Origin of the sequence: Citrobacter sp. 21OH12SH02A-Citro (genome assembly GCF_027919895.1) — a bacterium.
Classification (GTDB): domain Bacteria; phylum Pseudomonadota; class Gammaproteobacteria; order Enterobacterales; family Enterobacteriaceae; genus Citrobacter; species Citrobacter braakii.
The window spans coordinates 1779909-1797196 of record NZ_CP114801.1 but is presented as its reverse complement, the minus strand read 5'-3'; the positions used below and the strand labels follow the sequence as shown (position 1 = coordinate 1797196).

Here is a 17288-nt window from a genome sequence, read left to right as displayed (position 1 = left end):
AAGCATGCGCTACATTTATTCGCCAGCCTTAGTAATTAATAGCTTGAGAGTGTTAATTTATGAGCAGCTGGCGTATAAATTGTAAATTATTTGTACTAGCATAAACCCAGATTAAATGTGATGCGTCCGGCATCTCTACTGGGCGACAACGGCTATTTGGGTAGAGTGGTAATGAGTAAACAATCCCAACATGTTTTAGTTACCTTACCTCATCCTCTACTGCGCCTGGCCAGTTTAGGTCTGGTGGCTTTCATCTTTACGCTGTTCTCGCTGGAACTGTCTCGTTTCGGGGCGCAGCTGGCGCCGCTGTGGTTTCCGACCTCAATCATGATGGTGGCTTTTTACCGTCATGCGGGAAAAATGTGGCCGGGGATCGCGCTGGCGTGCTCATTGGGTAACATCGCGGGTTCTTTGCTCTTCTTCCCCGGCGAGTCGCTTAGCTTTACCTACACGGCCATCAACATTATTGAGGCTGTCGTGGGGGCAATGTTATTGCGCAAACTGCTGCCCTGGTACAATCCTTTACAAAATCTCAACGACTGGGCGCGCCTGGCATTCGGCAGCGCAGTGGTCCCTCCGCTGCTGGGCGGCGTATTACTCTGGTTATTATTACCGCAAGAAACGTCGTTAAATACCTTCCTCATTTGGGTGCTGTCAGAATCCATCGGCGCGCTGGCGCTGGTACCATTAGGTTTACTGTTTAAGCCACATTATCTGCTGCGCCACCGCAATCCGCGATTACTGCTTGAAACTCTGATTACGCTTCTGGTGACGTTAACATTCAGTTGGCTGTCGATGATGTTCATTCCATGGCCGTTTACCTGCGTTATTGTCCTGTTGATGTGGAGCGCTGTCCGTCTGCCGCGTATGGAGGCGTTTTTAATTTTCCTCAGTACAGTGATGATGGTTTCGCTGATGTTGGCCGCTGACCCTTCGCTGCTCTACACCCCCAAACAGAACATGATGACCAGCATACCGTGGCTGCCGTTTTTGATGATCCTGTTGCCAGCCAATATGATGACCATGGTGATGTACGCGTTTCGGGCAGAACGCAAGCACATCTCAGAAAGCGAAGCGCGCTTTCGCAATGCTATGGAATATTCCGCAATTGGCATGGCGCTGGTCGGGACCGAGGGGCAATGGCTACAGGCCAATAAAGCCTTGTGCCAGTTTCTGGGCTATAGCCAGGAGGAGCTACGTTCGCTCACCTTCCAGCAATTAACCTGGCCGGAAGATTTGAACAATGACCTCGAACAGTTAAACATGCTGGCACGCGGGGAAATTAACAGCTATTCCATGGAGAAGCGCTATTACACGCGCGCAGGCGAGGTGGTATGGGCCTTGCTGGCCGTTTCGCTGGTGCGCCATAGCGACACCACCCCACTCTACTTTATTGCGCAGATTGAGGACATTAACGATCTGAAGCACACCGAGTGGATGAACAAACGGCTGATGGAGCGCATTACGCTCGCTAATGAAGCCGGGGGGATCGGCATTTGGGAATGGGAACTGCAGCCTGATGTGATCAGCTGGGATAAGCGTATGTTCGATCTCTACGAAGTCCCGGCACATATCAAGCCCAGCTGGCAAGTCTGGTATGAATGCGTTGTGCCTGAAGATCGCGAACACGCCGAAAATGTGATTCGCGATTCGCTGGCCGCACGAGCCCCGTTTAAGCTTGAGTTTCGTATCGCGGTAAAAGGTGGCATACGGCATATCCGCTCATTGGCCAACCGGGTACTGAATAAAGACGGTGAAGTTGAACGCTTACTTGGCATCAATATGGATATGACCGAGGTGAAGCAGCTCAACGAAGCGCTGTTTCAAGAAAAAGAGCGTTTGCATATTACACTCGACTCCATCGGCGAGGCGGTGATTTGTATTGATGTCGACATGAATGTGACCTTTATGAATCCGGTCGCTGAGAAAATGAGCGGCTGGCAGCAGGAAAACGCAATTGGCATTCCGCTCCTGACTGTACTGCGTATTACTTTCGGCGATAACGGTCCGCTGATGGAAAATATCTACAGCGCCGACATGTCGCGTAAGGCAATGGAACAAGAAGTCGTCCTGCATTGTCGCAACGGCAACAGTTATGACATTCAGTACAGCATCACGCCCCTCAGCACCCTTGATGGCGGCAGCATTGGCTCGGTGCTGGTTATTCAGGATGTCACCGAGTCACGTAAGATGCTGCGCCAGCTTAGCTACAGCGCTTCGCATGACGACCTGACGCAGTTGGCCAATCGGGTCAGCTTTGAAAACCATCTCAAACAGTTGCTGCATACGGTGCACGACGCGCACCAGAGTCATGTGCTGGTTTTTATCGATCTTGATCGTTTTAAAGCGGTGAACGATAGCGCAGGTCATGCCGCAGGCGATGCCCTGCTGCGCGAACTCTCTTCACTGATGCTAAGCATGCTGCGGTCCAGCGATATGCTGGCGCGCCTTGGCGGCGACGAGTTTGGTCTGTTGCTGCCGGATTGTAATATCGAAAGCGCCCGCTTCATCTCAGGTCGCATCATCAGTGCTATTAACGATTACCACTTCATGTGGGATGGCCGCTTGCACCGCATTGGCGCCAGTGCGGGAATTACGCTGATTGATGACAAAAACCATATCGCGACTGACGTCATGTCTCAGGCGGATATCGCCTGCTACGCGGCGAAAAACAGCGGACGTGGGCGTGTCTGCGTCTATGAGCCCCAGCAAAGCCAGGCGCATGCCGCGCGTAGCCAACTGTCATTGGACGAACAAAAGCATACCATTACGCACAGCCCGATGCTGATGATCGCCAGAGGCGTGGCTTCTCCACGTATACCTGAGACGTTTAGCTTCTGGCTTATATCGCTACGCTTAGGGACTGCTGAAGGCGAAGTGATTGAAGAGCAAACATTCCGTACCGGGCTGGTCGATCCCACATTGAATCAAGCGCTCGACCGTCGGGTATTCAGCGAATTCTTCCAGAATGCTGCCCCGGCAGTCGCCAGCAAGGGCCTCAGTGTTGCGCTCCCCCTTTCCGCCGCCGGGCTGCTCAATTCAGAACTTGTTGATGAGCTGCTGGAACAATTGCAACATAGCCCGTTACCGCCACGGCTGCTGCACCTGACCGTTCCGGCCAGCGTCATCAAAACGAATCCAACGCAGGCGATATCCGCCCTGCATCGGCTACGTCAGTTCGGTTGTCGAATTGTGTTAAGTCAGGTCGGTCGTGATTTAGAGCTTTTTGACAATCTGAAATACCACATTGTCGATTACCTGTTGCTTGACAGCGAGCTAAGCGCCAGCGCTCACGGAGACCTGATTGACGAGATGTGGGTGTCCATTATCCAGGGCCATGCCCAGCGTCTGGACATTAAAAGCATCGCCGGTCCGGTGCAGTTGCCGCTTATCATGGATGCGCTTTCTGGCATCGGTATTGACATGATTTATGGCGACATTATTGCCAACGCCCAACCGTTGGATCTGCTACTGAATACCAGTAATTTCGCCATCAACTGACGGCTGCCAGCCATCCGTGTACCAGATATGCAAGAGTGCATAGGAGCGCCAGGGTTTCCAACGCTCTGCATACCGCCGGATCTGGGCTGGCGTCATGCCGGGAAAACGCTGTTTAATCAGATAATCATCCGGCAAAAAAACATCCTTCGCCTGCCAACCACGCAGCGCAAAATAGTTGGCGGTCCAGCGCCCTATTCCGGGAAACGTTTGTAGTTGCTTAACGCCTTGCTCAATATCGTCAGGCGCTTCTGTCGCAAGCGTTCCTTCAAGCGTTGCACGCGCCAGGTGAATCAACGCTTCAGCGCGTTTGAGCGGCATCCCTAACGCTTTCAGGTGCAACGGTTCGGCGTCAGCAAGCGCTTCAGGCGTGGGAAAACAAACATACCCTGGCGCATCCTCCAGCGTGTCGCCATAAGCATGGGCGACTTTCGCTGTCAGTTTTGCCGCCATAGCCACGCTGACTAACTGCCCTAAAATCGCCCGTACCCCTTGCTCAAAAGCATCGACACATCCCGGCAGGCGCAGTCCCGGACGCGCCGCACCAAGGCTTCCCAGCGCGCTGACAATTTGCTGCGGGCAGCAGGTAAGATCAAACAAACGGGTTATTTTCGCCAGGCACTCGGGGGCGGCGGGTTGTAATCCCGAACTTAACGTCACGTGTAGCACATTGGCGTGCAAATCCGGTACGACGCGCACCAGCCCCCGATGCTCCCCTACGGACAGGCTTCTGGTATAACTCAGTTCCTCCACCGTTTCGACACCGTCAACCGCACGGGCGGCAAGAAATCCCAGCATCCAGGGCCAGTCATAAGGCGGTTGCCAGCTCAGCGTGAACATTCAGTTTTCCTTTTTATGCAAACCTACAGCATAAACGGTATTCAATCGATGCGCCTTGCTTTCATATTCCAGTTGTCGGAGCGTCAACATTTCGTTAAAGTCACGCCCCTTCTTCACTGGCATGGGGATTTTTACGGTGTTTATTGGTTTTGACTACGGTACGGCAAACTGTTCAGTGGCCGTTATGCGTGACGGGCAGCCTCACCTGCTCAAAATGGAAAATAACAGCACGCTTCTGCCTTCAATGCTGTGCGCGCCAACGCGCGAAGCGGTCAGCGAGTGGCTGTATCGCCATCACGACATCCCAACCACGGACGACGAAACGCAGGCGCTGCTTCGCCGCGCGATGCGCTATAACCGCGAAGAAGACATCGACGTTAACGCCAACAGCGTGCAGTTCGGTCTGGCATCGCTGGGTCAATATATTGAAGACCCGGAAGAGGTGTACTTCGTTAAATCGCCAAAATCATTTTTGGGTGCCAGCGGTCTGAAGCCGCAGCAGGTTGCGCTGTTTGAAGATCTGGTCTGCGCGATGATGCTGCACATACGCAACCAGGCACAAAATCAGTTGCCGGAAGCCATCACCCAGGCCGTTATTGGTCGTCCCATCAACTTCCAGGGGTTAGGGGGCGATGACGCCAACGCCCAGGCGCAGGGTATTCTTGAACGTGCGGCTAAACGCGCCGGTTTTCAGGATGTCGTCTTCCAGTACGAGCCGGTAGCGGCTGGTCTGGATTACGAAGCCACGCTGCAGGAAGAAAAACGCGTGCTGGTGGTGGATATTGGCGGGGGTACAACCGACTGTTCACTGCTGCTGATGGGGCCGCAATGGCATCAGCGCGCCGATCGCGAAAACAGCCTGCTGGGGCACAGCGGCTGCCGCGTTGGCGGGAACGATCTGGATATTGCGCTGGCGTTTAAACATCTGATGCCGCTGCTCGGTATGGGGGGAGAAACGGAAAAAGGGATCGCCTTACCTATTCTGCCCTGGTGGAACGCGGTCGCGATCAACGATGTTCCCGCGCAAAGTGACTTCTACAGTAGCGCCAACGGTCGCTTGCTCAACGATCTTGTCCGTGACGCGAAAGAAGCCGATAAAGTCGCCCTACTGCTTAAAGTCTGGCGCGAGCGTCTGAGCTATCGCCTGGTGCGCAGCGCAGAAGAGAGCAAAATCGCGCTTTCCGATCAGACCATTGTGACGGCGGCGATACCGTTTATCAGCAACACGCTGGCAACCGATATCAGTCAACACGGGCTGGAAGCTGCGCTCAATCAGCCCCTGGCGCGCATTCTGGAGCAGGTTCAACTGGCGCTTGAAAACGCGCAGGAAAAACCGGACGTGATTTACCTGACCGGCGGTAGCGCGCGTTCGCCGCTGATTAAAAAAGCCCTCGCCCAGCAACTTCCCGGGATTCCGATCGCGGGGGGCGATGATTTCGGTTCCGTTACTGCCGGACTGGCCCGCTGGGCTGACGTTGTTTTCCGCTAAGCGGCTCGCATGCTGAAAAGTACGTGTATTGACATCACCATTGCTGTGGCTTATTTTCAGGAGTGAGGGTTAGGGAGGGCTTCCCCTCCCCCTGGTGTCTTAGTAAGCCGGTAAGCTAATCACTAAGAGTATCACCAGTATGATGACCTGCTTCATCATAACCCTTTCCTTATTTTGGCCCCTTCCTCGGGAGGGGCTTTCCCGTTCCAGCGTCCCGCTGAAATCTCTGGCTTTCCTCCTTTTTGCCTTGTCAGCACTCTAACGCACAATCACGTATTCGCTATCTTCACCACCGATTGTTGCGTAACGCTTCGCAAAGCCGCATCAGCATTCAGACGAATCCCGACAGTGTTTCATAATTCCTCCATTTTTCTCCCTTGTTCGCTGGCTAAACTAGTATCATTCCGCGAATCGTTTCAGGATGAGAAACTTATAACAATGAAAGGCAGTAAAAAATCCCGCTGGGTGCTAGCAATCGCGATCGTTGTGGCCACCGTCGCCGCCATCTGGTTCTGGCAAAGCCGTAACGACGCCCAGGAAAACGCACCGGGCGCGACCAAACCAGCGCAGCACACGCCAGGTTCGGGACGGCGTGGAATGCGCTCCGGGCCGTTGGCTCCCGTTCAGGCTGCCACCGCCGCCATGGAAGCCGTTCCGCGTTACCTGACAGGACTGGGTACCATTACTGCCGCAAATACCGCCACGGTACGTAGCCGGGTGGATGGTCAGCTCATTGCCTTACACTTCGAGGAAGGACAGCAGGTAAAAGCCGGCGACCTGCTGGCAGAGATAGATCCCAGCCAGTTCAAAGTTGCTCTGGCTCAGGCGCAGGGCCAACTGGCAAAAGATAAAGCCACGCTGGCAAATGCCCGTCGCGATCTTGCCCGCTATCAACAGCTGGTGAAAACTAATCTGGTCTCCCGCCAGGAGCTGGATGCCCAGCAGGCGCTGGTAAATGAAACATTAGGGACAATCAAAGCCGATGAAGCCAGCGTCGCCAGCGCCCAATTGCAGCTTGACTGGAGTCGGATAACCGCGCCTGTAGAGGGGCGTGTCGGTCTGAAGCAGGTCGACATCGGTAACCAAATTTCCAGCGGCGATACCACCGGAATCGTCGTCATTACGCAAACCCATCCTATCGACCTGATATTCACCTTGCCTGAAAACGACATTGCCACCGTGTTGCGGGCGCAAAAATCGGGGACTCCGTTAAAGGTCGAAGCCTGGGACCGAACCAATTCGCAAAAACTGAGCGAAGGCGTCCTGCTCAGTCTCGACAATCAGATTGATGCCACGACCGGAACCATCAAAGTTAAAGCCCGTTTTAACAATCAGGATGATGCTTTATTCCCTAACCAGTTCGTTAACGCCCGCATGCTGGTCGACACGGAACAAAACGCCGTGGTGATCCCAACGGCCGCCCTGCAGATGGGCAATGAGGGCCATTTTGTCTGGGTGCTGAACAGCGAGAATAAAGTGAGCAAACATCTGGTTAAACCAGGTATTCAGGATAGCCAAAAAGTAGTGATCGCCGCCGGGTTGTCCGCAGGCGATCGGGTCATAACCGACGGTATTGACCGCCTGACGGAAGGCGCAAAAGTAGAAGTCGTAGAGGCGCATGACGCCTCTGCTCAGGATGAGAAAACTGCGCCCCGCGGATACGGCAAAAAAGGAGCTAACTCCTGATGCAGGTGTTACCTCCGCACAACACAGGCGGGCCATCACGCCTGTTTATTCTGCGACCTGTCGCCACCACGCTGCTGATGGTCGCGATTTTGCTTGCCGGTATTATCGGTTATCGTTTCCTGCCGATCGCCGCCTTACCGGAAGTCGATTACCCCACGATTCAGGTCGTTACGCTGTACCCGGGCGCCAGCCCGGACGTCATGACCTCGGCGGTAACCGCGCCGCTTGAGCGTCAGTTCGGACAGATGTCCGGCTTAAAACAGATGTCCTCGCAAAGTTCCGGCGGCGCATCGGTCGTCACGTTGCAGTTTCAACTGACGCTGCCGCTGGATGTTGCCGAGCAGGAAGTTCAGGCTGCGATTAACGCCGCCACCAATTTATTACCGGGCGATCTGCCCAATCCGCCGGTCTACAGCAAGGTAAACCCGGCAGATCCACCGATCATGACGCTGGCGGTCACGTCCAGCGCCATGCCGATGACGCAGGTGGAAGATATGGTCGAAACCCGCGTCGCGCAGAAAATCTCTCAGGTTTCCGGTGTCGGTCTGGTAACACTTTCCGGCGGGCAACGACCGGCGGTCCGCGTGAAGCTTAACGCACAGGCTATTGCCGCACTCGGTCTGACCAGCGAAACCATCCGTACAGCCATTACCGGGGCTAACGTCAATTCGGCAAAAGGGAGTCTTGATGGCCCAACGCGTGCTGTCACCCTTTCCGCCAACGACCAGATGCAGTCCGCAGACGAATATCGCCAGCTCATCGTGGCCTATAAAAACGGTGCGCCGGTTCGTCTGGGCGATGTCGCCACCGTCGAACAAGGGGCAGAAAATAGCTGGCTGGGCGCATGGGCCAATAAGCAACAAGCCATTGTGATGAATGTTCAGCGCCAGCCTGGGGCGAACATCATCTCCACGGCAGACAGTATCCGTCAAATGCTGCCGCAGCTCACCGAAAGCCTGCCCAAATCAGTTAAGGTCAGCGTGCTTTCGGATCGTACGACCAATATTCGTGCGTCCGTTGCAGACACCCAGTTTGAGCTAATGCTGGCGATTGCGCTGGTGGTGATGATCATCTACCTGTTCCTGCGCAATATTCCGGCGACGATTATTCCTGCGGTCGCCGTTCCGCTGTCGCTCATTGGCACCTTCGCGGTGATGGTATTTCTTGATTTCTCCATCAATAACCTGACCCTAATGGCGCTAACCATCGCGACAGGATTCGTAGTGGATGACGCTATCGTGGTTATCGAGAATATTTCACGCTATATCGAAAAAGGCGAAAAACCGCTGACTGCCGCCCTGAAGGGGGCTGGTGAGATTGGTTTTACCATCATCTCTCTGACATTTTCGCTAATCGCCGTGCTGATCCCACTGTTGTTTATGGGTGATATCGTTGGCCGATTATTCCGCGAGTTTGCCGTTACGCTGGCCGTGGCAATTCTGATTTCCGCCGTCGTCTCGCTCACCCTCACGCCGATGATGTGCGCGCGCATGCTTAATCAGGCCTCGTTGCGTAAGCAGAACCGCTTCTCCCGCGCCTCGGAGCGTATGTTCGATCGCGTCATTGCTGGGTACGGTCACTGGCTGGCAAAAGTGCTGAATCATCCGTGGCTCACGCTGGGCGTGGCGCTCGGCACGCTGGCACTGAGCGTTATGTTATGGGTCTTTATCCCCAAAGGGTTCTTCCCAATCCAGGACAACGGCATCATCCAGGGTACGCTGCAGGCGCCGCAGTCCAGTTCATTTGCCAGCATGGCCGAGCGCCAGCGCCAGGTTTCCGATGTCATCCTTCAAGATCCGGCGGTAGAGAGCCTGACCGCTTTTGTCGGCGTGGATGGTACTAATCCGGCATTGAACAGCGCGCGTCTGCAAATCAACCTTAAGCCTCTGGACGATCGCGACGATCGCGTGCAGAAAGTGATCGCACGCCTACAGGACGCGGTTGACAGAGTACCCGGCGTTGATCTCTATCTTCAGCCCACCCAGGACCTGACGATTGATACCCAGGTCAGCCGGACGCAATATCAGTTTACGCTGCAAGCAACGTCTCTTGACGCCCTCAGCACCTGGGTTCCACAGCTGTTAGAAAAACTTCACCAGCTACCGCAACTGTCTGATGTCAGTAGCGACTGGCAGGACAAAGGGCTGGTGGCGTATGTGAACGTCAATCGCGATAGCGCCAGCCGTTTAGGCATCAGCATGGCGGATGTCGATAACGCCCTGTACAACGCCTTCGGCCAGCGACTGATTTCAACCATCTACACCCAGGCCAACCAGTATCGCGTCGTGTTGGAACATGACACCAACAGTACGCCGGGGCTTGCTGCACTGGACACTATCCGTCTGACCAGCAGCGACGGCGGCGTGGTTCCGCTCAGCGCAATCGCCAGCATTGAACAGCGTTTCGCTCCGCTGTCGATTAACCACCTCGATCAGTTCCCGGTCACCACCATCTCGTTCAACGTACCGGACGGTCATTCGCTGGGCGATGCGGTGCAGGCAATTCTGGATGCCGAAAAAACGCTCAATCTGCCAGCAAATATTACCACCCAGTTCCAGGGCAGTACGCTCGCTTTCCAGGCCGCACTGGGTAATACCATCTGGTTGATTGTGGCTGCGGTTGTCGCGATGTATATCGTCCTCGGCGTGCTGTATGAGAGCTTTATTCACCCGATTACCATTCTCTCCACGCTACCCACGGCGGGCGTTGGCGCCCTCCTGGCGTTAATGATTGCCGGCAGTGAACTGGACGTCATCGCGATTATCGGCATTATTTTGCTCATCGGTATCGTCAAGAAAAACGCCATCATGATGATCGACTTCGCCCTTGCCGCGGAGCGCGAACAGGGCATGACCCCACGCGACGCTATTTTCCAGGCCTGTCTGCTGCGTTTTCGCCCGATTCTGATGACTACGCTGGCGGCACTGCTCGGCGCGTTGCCGCTGATGTTAAGTACCGGCGTGGGGGCCGAATTACGTCGTCCATTAGGAATTGGTATGGTCGGCGGTCTGCTGGTAAGCCAGGTATTAACCCTGTTTACCACCCCGGTGATTTATCTGCTGTTTGACCGTCTGTCGCTGTACGTGAAAAGCCGCTTCCCGCGTCAGGAAGAGGAAGCGTAGATGAAATTTTTCGCGCTTTTCATTCATCGTCCGGTGGCGACCATTCTCATTTCGGTGGCCATCACCCTGTGCGGGATACTGGGCTTTCGTCTGCTGCCGGTAGCTCCGCTGCCGCAGGTGGATTTCCCGGTGATCATGGTCAGCGCATCATTACCCGGCGCTTCCCCTGAAACGATGGCGTCTTCGGTAGCCACCCCGCTGGAGCGCTCACTGGGGCGCATCGCGGGCGTGAACGAAATGACCTCGAGCAGTTCCCTTGGCAGTACGCGCATTATTCTTGAATTCAAATTCGACCGTGACATCAATGGCGCGGCGCGGGATGTTCAGGCCGCGATTAACGCAGCGCAAAGCCTGCTACCCAGCGGCATGCCAAGCCGCCCCACGTACCGCAAAGCCAACCCTTCCGATGCGCCAATCATGATCCTGACGCTCACGTCGGACACTTACTCGCAGGGTGAGCTGTACGATTTCGCATCAACCCAATTAGCACAGACCATCGCGCAAATCGACGGCGTGGGTGACGTCGACGTTGGGGGCAGCTCTCTGCCTGCCGTGCGCGTAGGGCTTAATCCGCAAGCGCTGTTTAATCAGGGCGTGTCGCTGGACGACGTGCGTAGCGCGATTGCTAACGCCAATGTGCGTAAGCCGCAGGGAGCTATCGAGAATGATACCCACCGCTGGCAGGTACAAACCAACGATGAGCTGAAAACCGCCGCCGAGTACCAGCCGATTATCATCCACTACAATAACGGCGCTGCGGTGCGGCTAGGCGATGTTGCGTCTGTGAGCGACTCGGTGCAGGACGTACGTAACGCGGGGATGACCAACGCTAAACCGGCTATCCTGCTGATGATCCGCAAGCTGCCAGAAGCCAATATTATTCAGACGGTAGACAGCATTCGGGCCAAATTACCGGAGTTACAAACGCTGGTCCCGGCCGCCATCGATCTGCAAATTGCCCAGGACCGTTCACCGACCATTCGCGCCTCACTGGAGGAAGTCGAACAGACGCTGATTATCTCCGTTGCGCTGGTTATTCTGGTGGTCTTTGTTTTCCTGCGCTCCGGGCGCGCGACCCTGATCCCTGCGGTAGCGGTTCCGGTCTCGCTGATCGGTACCTTTGCCGCCATGTATCTGTGCGGATTCAGCCTGAACAACCTGTCATTAATGGCGTTGACCATTGCCACGGGATTTGTCGTTGATGACGCAATCGTGGTGCTGGAAAATATTGCCCGCCACCTGGAAGCGGGAATGAAGCCACTGCAGGCGGCGCTACAAGGTACGCGCGAAGTGGGATTCACGGTGCTCTCAATGAGCCTGTCGCTGGTAGCGGTGTTCCTCCCGCTGCTGTTAATGGGCGGATTGCCTGGGCGCTTGCTGCGCGAATTTGCCGTCACGCTGTCAGTTGCTATCGGTATCTCGCTGCTGGTGTCGCTGACATTAACGCCAATGATGTGTGGCTGGATGCTCAAATCCAGCGCCCCGCGTGAACAGTCTCGTAAACGGGGTTTTGGTCGTGTGCTGGTGGCACTGCAACAGAGTTACGGCACTTCGCTTAAATGGGTGCTGCGCCATACGCGACTGGTAGGCGTGGTGTTACTTGGCACCATTGCGCTGAATATCTGGCTTTATATTTCCATCCCCAAAACCTTCTTCCCGGAGCAGGATACGGGCGTGTTGATGGGGGGGATTCAGGCCGACCAGAGCATCTCTTTCCAGGCGATGCGCGGCAAACTGCAGGACTTTATGAAGATCATCCGCGACGACCCGGCGGTGAATAACGTCACCGGTTTTACCGGCGGTTCCCGGGTTAACAGCGGGATGATGTTTATCACCCTCAAGCCACGCGATGAGCGCGGTGAAACCGCTCAGCAGGTGATCGACCGCCTGCGCGTCGCGCTTGCAAAAGAGCCTGGCGCGAATCTGTTTCTGATGGCGGTGCAGGATATTCGCGTCGGCGGCCGCCAGGCCAATGCCAGCTATCAATACACATTGCTTTCCGACGATCTGGCGGCGCTGCGCGAGTGGGAACCGAAGATCCGTAAAGCGCTTGCCGCCCTGCCCCAACTGGCGGATGTCAACTCAGATCAGCAGGACAATGGCGCGGAAATGAACCTGGTCTACGATCGCGACACCATGTCTCGTCTGGGGATCGACGTTGCAGCCGCTAACAGCCTGTTGAACAACGCTTTTGGACAACGGCAAATTTCAACTATTTATCAACCGATGAACCAGTACAAAGTGGTGATGGAGGTCGATCGACGTTACACCCAGGATATCAGTGCGCTGGATAAAATGTTCGTCATCAACAATGACGGTAAGGCAATCCCGCTATCGTACTTTGCCAAATGGCAACCGGCGAATGCCCCGCTGTCGGTAAACCATCAGGGCTTGTCCGCTGCCTCAACCGTGTCGTTTAACCTGCCAACAGGTTCTTCACTGTCTGAGGCGACAGAGGCTATCAACAGAACCATGACCCAGCTCGGCGTCCCCTCCACGGTTCGCGGTAGCTTTGCCGGCACGGCACAGGTATTTCAGGACACCATGAACTCACAGGTGATCCTGATTATCGCCGCCATTGCCACAGTCTACATCGTTCTGGGGATGCTGTATGAAAGCTATGTCCATCCCCTGACCATTCTCTCCACGCTACCTTCAGCTGGCGTCGGGGCTTTGCTGGCGCTGGAGCTGTTCAATGCCCCGTTCAGCCTAATCGCCCTGATAGGGATAATGCTATTAATTGGCATTGTGAAGAAAAATGCCATCATGATGGTCGATTTTGCGCTGGAAGCACAGAGAAACGGCAAGCTGCAGCCAGAAGAAGCCATTTTCCAGGCCTGCCTGCTGCGCTTTCGCCCAATCATGATGACCACGCTGGCGGCGTTGTTTGGCGCGCTGCCGCTGGTGTTATCCGCCGGGGATGGCTCCGAACTACGTCAACCTTTGGGGATAACCATTGTCGGCGGGCTGGTCGTGAGTCAACTCCTGACGCTGTACACCACGCCTGTGGTCTATCTCTTTTTCGACCGTCTGCGTTTTTCGCGTAAAAACAGCAAACCGGTAGCAGAGTTATGACAGAACTTCCCGACAGCACCCGCTGGCAGCTTTGGATTGTGGCATTCGGCTTTTTTATGCAGTCGCTGGATACCACCATCGTGAATACTGCGCTTCCCTCGATGGCGGCAAGCCTCGGGGAAAGCCCGTTACACATGCATATGGTCATTGTGTCATATGTTTTAACCGTTGCCGTGATGCTGCCCGCCAGCGGATGGCTGGCGGACAAAGTTGGCGTGCGTAATATCTTCTTCACCGCCATCATCCTGTTTACGCTTGGCTCGCTGTTTTGCGCCGGGTCCAGCACACTCAACGAGCTGGTGATGGCGCGCGTCTTACAAGGCGTTGGCGGTGCGATGATGGTGCCGGTCGGCAGGCTAACGGTGATGAAAATCGTCCCGCGTGAGCAATATATGGCGGCGATGACGTTTGTCACATTGCCCGGTCAGATTGGCCCGCTACTGGGACCGGCATTAGGCGGTATTCTGGTTGAGTACGCCTCCTGGCACTGGATATTTTTGATTAACATTCCGGTTGGTATTGTCGGCGCAATAGCGACGTTAATGCTGATGCCCAACTACACCATGCAAACCCGACGCTTCGATCTCTCCGGATTTGCGATGCTGGCAGTCGGCATGGCGGTACTGACGCTGGCACTTGATGGCAGTAAAGGAACCGGCATCTCCAGTATCTCGCTGGCAGCGTTGGTTATCTGCGGAATGCTGGCTATTGCGCTGTATCTGAAACACGCCCATCGTAATCCACGCGCGCTGTTCAGCCTGAATCTGTTTCGCACACCGACCTTCTCGCTGGGTCTTTTCGGCAGTTTTGCCGGACGCATCGGTAGCGGTATGCTGCCGTTTATGACGCCGGTGTTTTTACAAATAGGCCTCGGTTTTTCTCCCTTTCATGCCGGGCTGATGATGATCCCGATGGTGCTCGGCAGTATGGGCATGAAGCGCATTGTGGTGCAGGTCGTTAACCGCTTTGGCTACCGTCGCGTACTGGTCGCTACAACGCTTGGCCTGTCGCTGGTCAGTCTGCTGCTGATGACCACCGCGCTGCTCGGCTGGTATTACGCCCTGCCCTTCGTACTGTTCTTACAGGGAATGGTCAACTCAACGCGTTTTTCATCCATGAACACCCTGACGTTAAAAGACCTGCCTGACGATCTCGCCAGCAGTGGTAACAGCCTGCTGTCAATGATCATGCAGCTGTCGATGAGTATCGGGGTGACCATCGCGGGACTGCTGCTAGGCATGTTCGGTCAGCAGCATAGCGTCATCGACAGCGGAAGTACGCATACCGTCTTTATGTATACCTGGCTGTGCATCGCATTCATTATCGCGCTGCCCGCCATTATTTTTGCCCGCGTGCCGAACGACACGCAAACCAACGCGGTGATTTCACGGCGCAAGAGGAGCACCTGATGAAGTTCTGGCGGCCCGGTATCACCGGCAAACTGTTTCTGGCGATTTTCGCCACCTGCATCGTATTGCTGATCAGCATGCACTGGGCCGTACGCATAAGCTTCGAACGCGGTTTTATTGACTATATCAAGCACGGTAACGAACAGCGGCTGCAAATGCTCAGCGACGCATTAAGCGAGCAGTATGAACAGCACGGCAACTGGCGATTCTTACGCAATAACGATCGGTTTGTTTTTCAGATCCTGCGCTCTTTTGAACACGACAACGACGATGATAAACCCGGCCCCGGCATGCCGCCGCACGGCTGGCGTACGCAGTTTTGGGTTGTCGACCAAAATGCCCGCGTGCTGGTCGGTCCGCGTGCTCCGGTCCCCCGTGACGGTATGCGCCATCCGATCCGCGTCAACGGTAGCGAAGTCGGTGCCGTGATTGCCTCTCCCGTGGAACGCTTAACGCGCAATACGGATATCAATTTCGACATGCAGCAAAGACGTTCCAGTTGGCTCATCGTCGCGCTCTCCACGATCCTGGCGGCGCTGGCAACGTTTACGCTGGCGCGCAGCCTGCTGGCCCCGGTCAAGCGGTTAGTGGAAGGCACGCACAAACTGGCGGCTGGCGATTTCACCACTCGCGTTGCACCGACCAGTACGGATGAACTGGGCAAGCTGGCGCAGGACTTCAACCAGCTTGCCAGTACGCTGGAAAAAAACCAGCAGATGCGGCGTGACTTTATGGCCGATATTTCTCACGAACTGCGTACGCCGTTGGCGGTGTTGCGCGGTGAACTGGAAGCCATTCAGGATGGCGTACGCCAGTTCACCCCTGACTCCGTTGCCTCTTTGCAAGCTGAAGTGGGTACGCTCACCAAGCTGGTGGACGATCTGCATCAGCTCTCCATGTCCGATGAAGGCGCGCTGGCCTACCAGAAAACATCGCTGGATCTCATCCCCCTGTTGGAAGTGGCAAGTGGCGCATTTCGTGAACGCTTTGCCAGCCGTGGACTGACGATACAACTTTCACTCCCGGACAGCATGACGGTATTTGGCGACAGGGATCGTCTGATGCAGTTGTTCAACAATCTGTTGGAAAACAGTCTGCGCTACACCGACAGCGGCGGCGGACTGCACATCAGCGCCGAACAACGCGAGCGTATGGTTTTATTAACCTTCGCTGATTCCGCTCCCGGCGTAAGTGACGACCAGTTACAGAAGCTGTTTGAACGATTTTATCGCACCGAAGGCTCGCGTAACCGTGCCAGCGGTGGTTCCGGGCTGGGGCTGGCAATTTGCGTCAATATCGTACAGGCGCATAATGGTCTGATTCGCGCCGCCCATTCGCCTTTTGGCGGGGTTAGCATTACAGTAACATTACCGCTGGAACGCGATTTACAGAGAGATGTATGACTGAGTTACCCATTGATGAAAACACGCCGCGTATTCTGATCGTGGAAGACGAGCCCAAGCTGGGGCAACTGCTTATCGACTATCTGCGCGCGGCAAGCTACGCTCCTACGCTCATCAGCCACGGCGATCTGGTTCTTCCTTACGTGCGTCAGACGCCGCCCGATCTGATCTTGTTGGATCTGATGCTGCCTGGTACCGACGGCCTGACTCTGTGCCGGGAAATCCGCCGATTCTCTGAAGTCCCCATCATGATGGTAACCGCCAAGATAGAAGAAATTGATCGCCTGCTGGGGCTGGAGATCGGTGCGGATGATTATATTTGCAAACCCTACAGCCCGCGTGAAGTTGTTGCTCGCGTGAAGACGATTCTGCGCCGTTGCAAGCCGCAGCGCGAACTGCAACAGATGGATGCTGACAGCCCGTTGATCGTCGATGAAGGTCGTTTTCAGGCGTCCTGGCGTGGGAAAATGCTCGACTTAACGCCTGCTGAATTTCGCTTACTCAAAACGTTGTCGCATGAACCGGGAAAAGTGTTCTCCCGTGAACAGTTGCTCAATCATCTCTATGACGATTACCGTGTCGTTACCGACCGAACCATCGACAGCCATATCAAGAACCTGCGACGCAAGCTGGAATCGCTGGATGCGGAGCAGTCGTTTATCCGCGCGGTCTATGGCGTAGGGTATCGCTGGGAAGCCGACGCCTGCCGGATTGTGTAAACACTCCCGTCCTGCAGGACTCCGCGGCTTCGTGGAGTCCTGTTGAC

General features: G+C 55.3%; 10 protein-coding genes. 8 read left to right on the top strand and 2 right to left on the bottom strand.

The window, feature by feature from the left end; translation table 11 throughout:
* The first annotated feature begins 171 nt into the window (after positions 1–171).
* The gene (locus O6D90_RS08505) at positions 172–3501 is read left to right on the top strand and encodes a diguanylate cyclase (protein ID WP_032931985.1); all 3330 of its coding nucleotides are present in this window, start codon (positions 172–174) and stop codon (positions 3499–3501) included.
* Here O6D90_RS08505 and alkA read toward each other — a convergent pair.
* Entirely contained in the window at positions 3469–4338 is an 870-nt protein-coding gene (gene alkA / locus O6D90_RS08500; protein WP_016156930.1) for a DNA-3-methyladenine glycosylase 2, read from the bottom strand. The genes O6D90_RS08505 and alkA overlap by 33 nt on opposite strands.
* A 136-nt stretch (positions 4339–4474) precedes the next feature.
* Between alkA and yegD the strand changes: the two genes are divergently transcribed.
* Entirely contained in the window at positions 4475–5827 is a 1353-nt protein-coding gene (gene yegD, locus O6D90_RS08495) for a molecular chaperone (protein WP_016156931.1), read from the top strand.
* Between the two features lie 99 nt (positions 5828–5926).
* On the opposite strand, the gene O6D90_RS08490 is transcribed toward yegD, so the two are convergent.
* Positions 5927–5986 carry a type I toxin-antitoxin system Ibs family toxin gene (locus tag O6D90_RS08490; RefSeq protein WP_109017525.1) on the bottom strand — a complete coding sequence of 20 codons (60 nt, stop codon included), beginning with the start codon at positions 5984–5986 and terminating at the stop codon, positions 5927–5929.
* Between the two features lie 279 nt (positions 5987–6265).
* Between O6D90_RS08490 and O6D90_RS08485 the strand changes: the two genes are divergently transcribed.
* Genes O6D90_RS08485 through baeR form a run of 6 tightly spaced genes read left to right on the top strand, consistent with a single transcriptional unit; the run spans position 6266 to position 17241 of the window.
* On the top strand, positions 6266–7513 hold the full coding sequence (locus tag O6D90_RS08485) for an MdtA/MuxA family multidrug efflux RND transporter periplasmic adaptor subunit (RefSeq protein WP_016156932.1): 1248 nt from the start codon (positions 6266–6268) through the stop codon (positions 7511–7513).
* The gene (locus O6D90_RS08480; protein WP_016156933.1) at positions 7513–10635 is read left to right on the top strand and encodes an MdtB/MuxB family multidrug efflux RND transporter permease subunit; all 3123 of its coding nucleotides are present in this window, start codon (positions 7513–7515) and stop codon (positions 10633–10635) included. The genes O6D90_RS08485 and O6D90_RS08480 overlap by 1 nt, the downstream gene beginning before the upstream one ends.
* Complete coding sequence (gene mdtC, locus O6D90_RS08475; RefSeq protein WP_016156934.1) at positions 10636–13710, top strand: multidrug efflux RND transporter permease subunit MdtC; 3075 nt, start codon at positions 10636–10638, stop codon at positions 13708–13710.
* Positions 13707–15119: an MFS transporter gene (locus tag O6D90_RS08470; RefSeq protein ID WP_016156935.1), complete on the top strand. Its 1413-nt coding sequence runs from the start codon at positions 13707–13709 to the stop codon at positions 15117–15119. Before mdtC ends, O6D90_RS08470 begins: the two co-directional genes overlap by 4 nt.
* On the top strand, positions 15119–16522 hold the full coding sequence (gene baeS, locus O6D90_RS08465; protein WP_016153606.1) for a two-component system sensor histidine kinase BaeS: 1404 nt from the start codon (positions 15119–15121) through the stop codon (positions 16520–16522). Before O6D90_RS08470 ends, baeS begins: the two co-directional genes overlap by 1 nt.
* The gene (gene baeR, locus O6D90_RS08460) at positions 16519–17241 is read left to right on the top strand and encodes a two-component system response regulator BaeR (RefSeq protein WP_016156936.1); all 723 of its coding nucleotides are present in this window, start codon (positions 16519–16521) and stop codon (positions 17239–17241) included. The genes baeS and baeR overlap by 4 nt, the downstream gene beginning before the upstream one ends.
* Positions 17242–17288 lie beyond the last annotated feature (47 nt).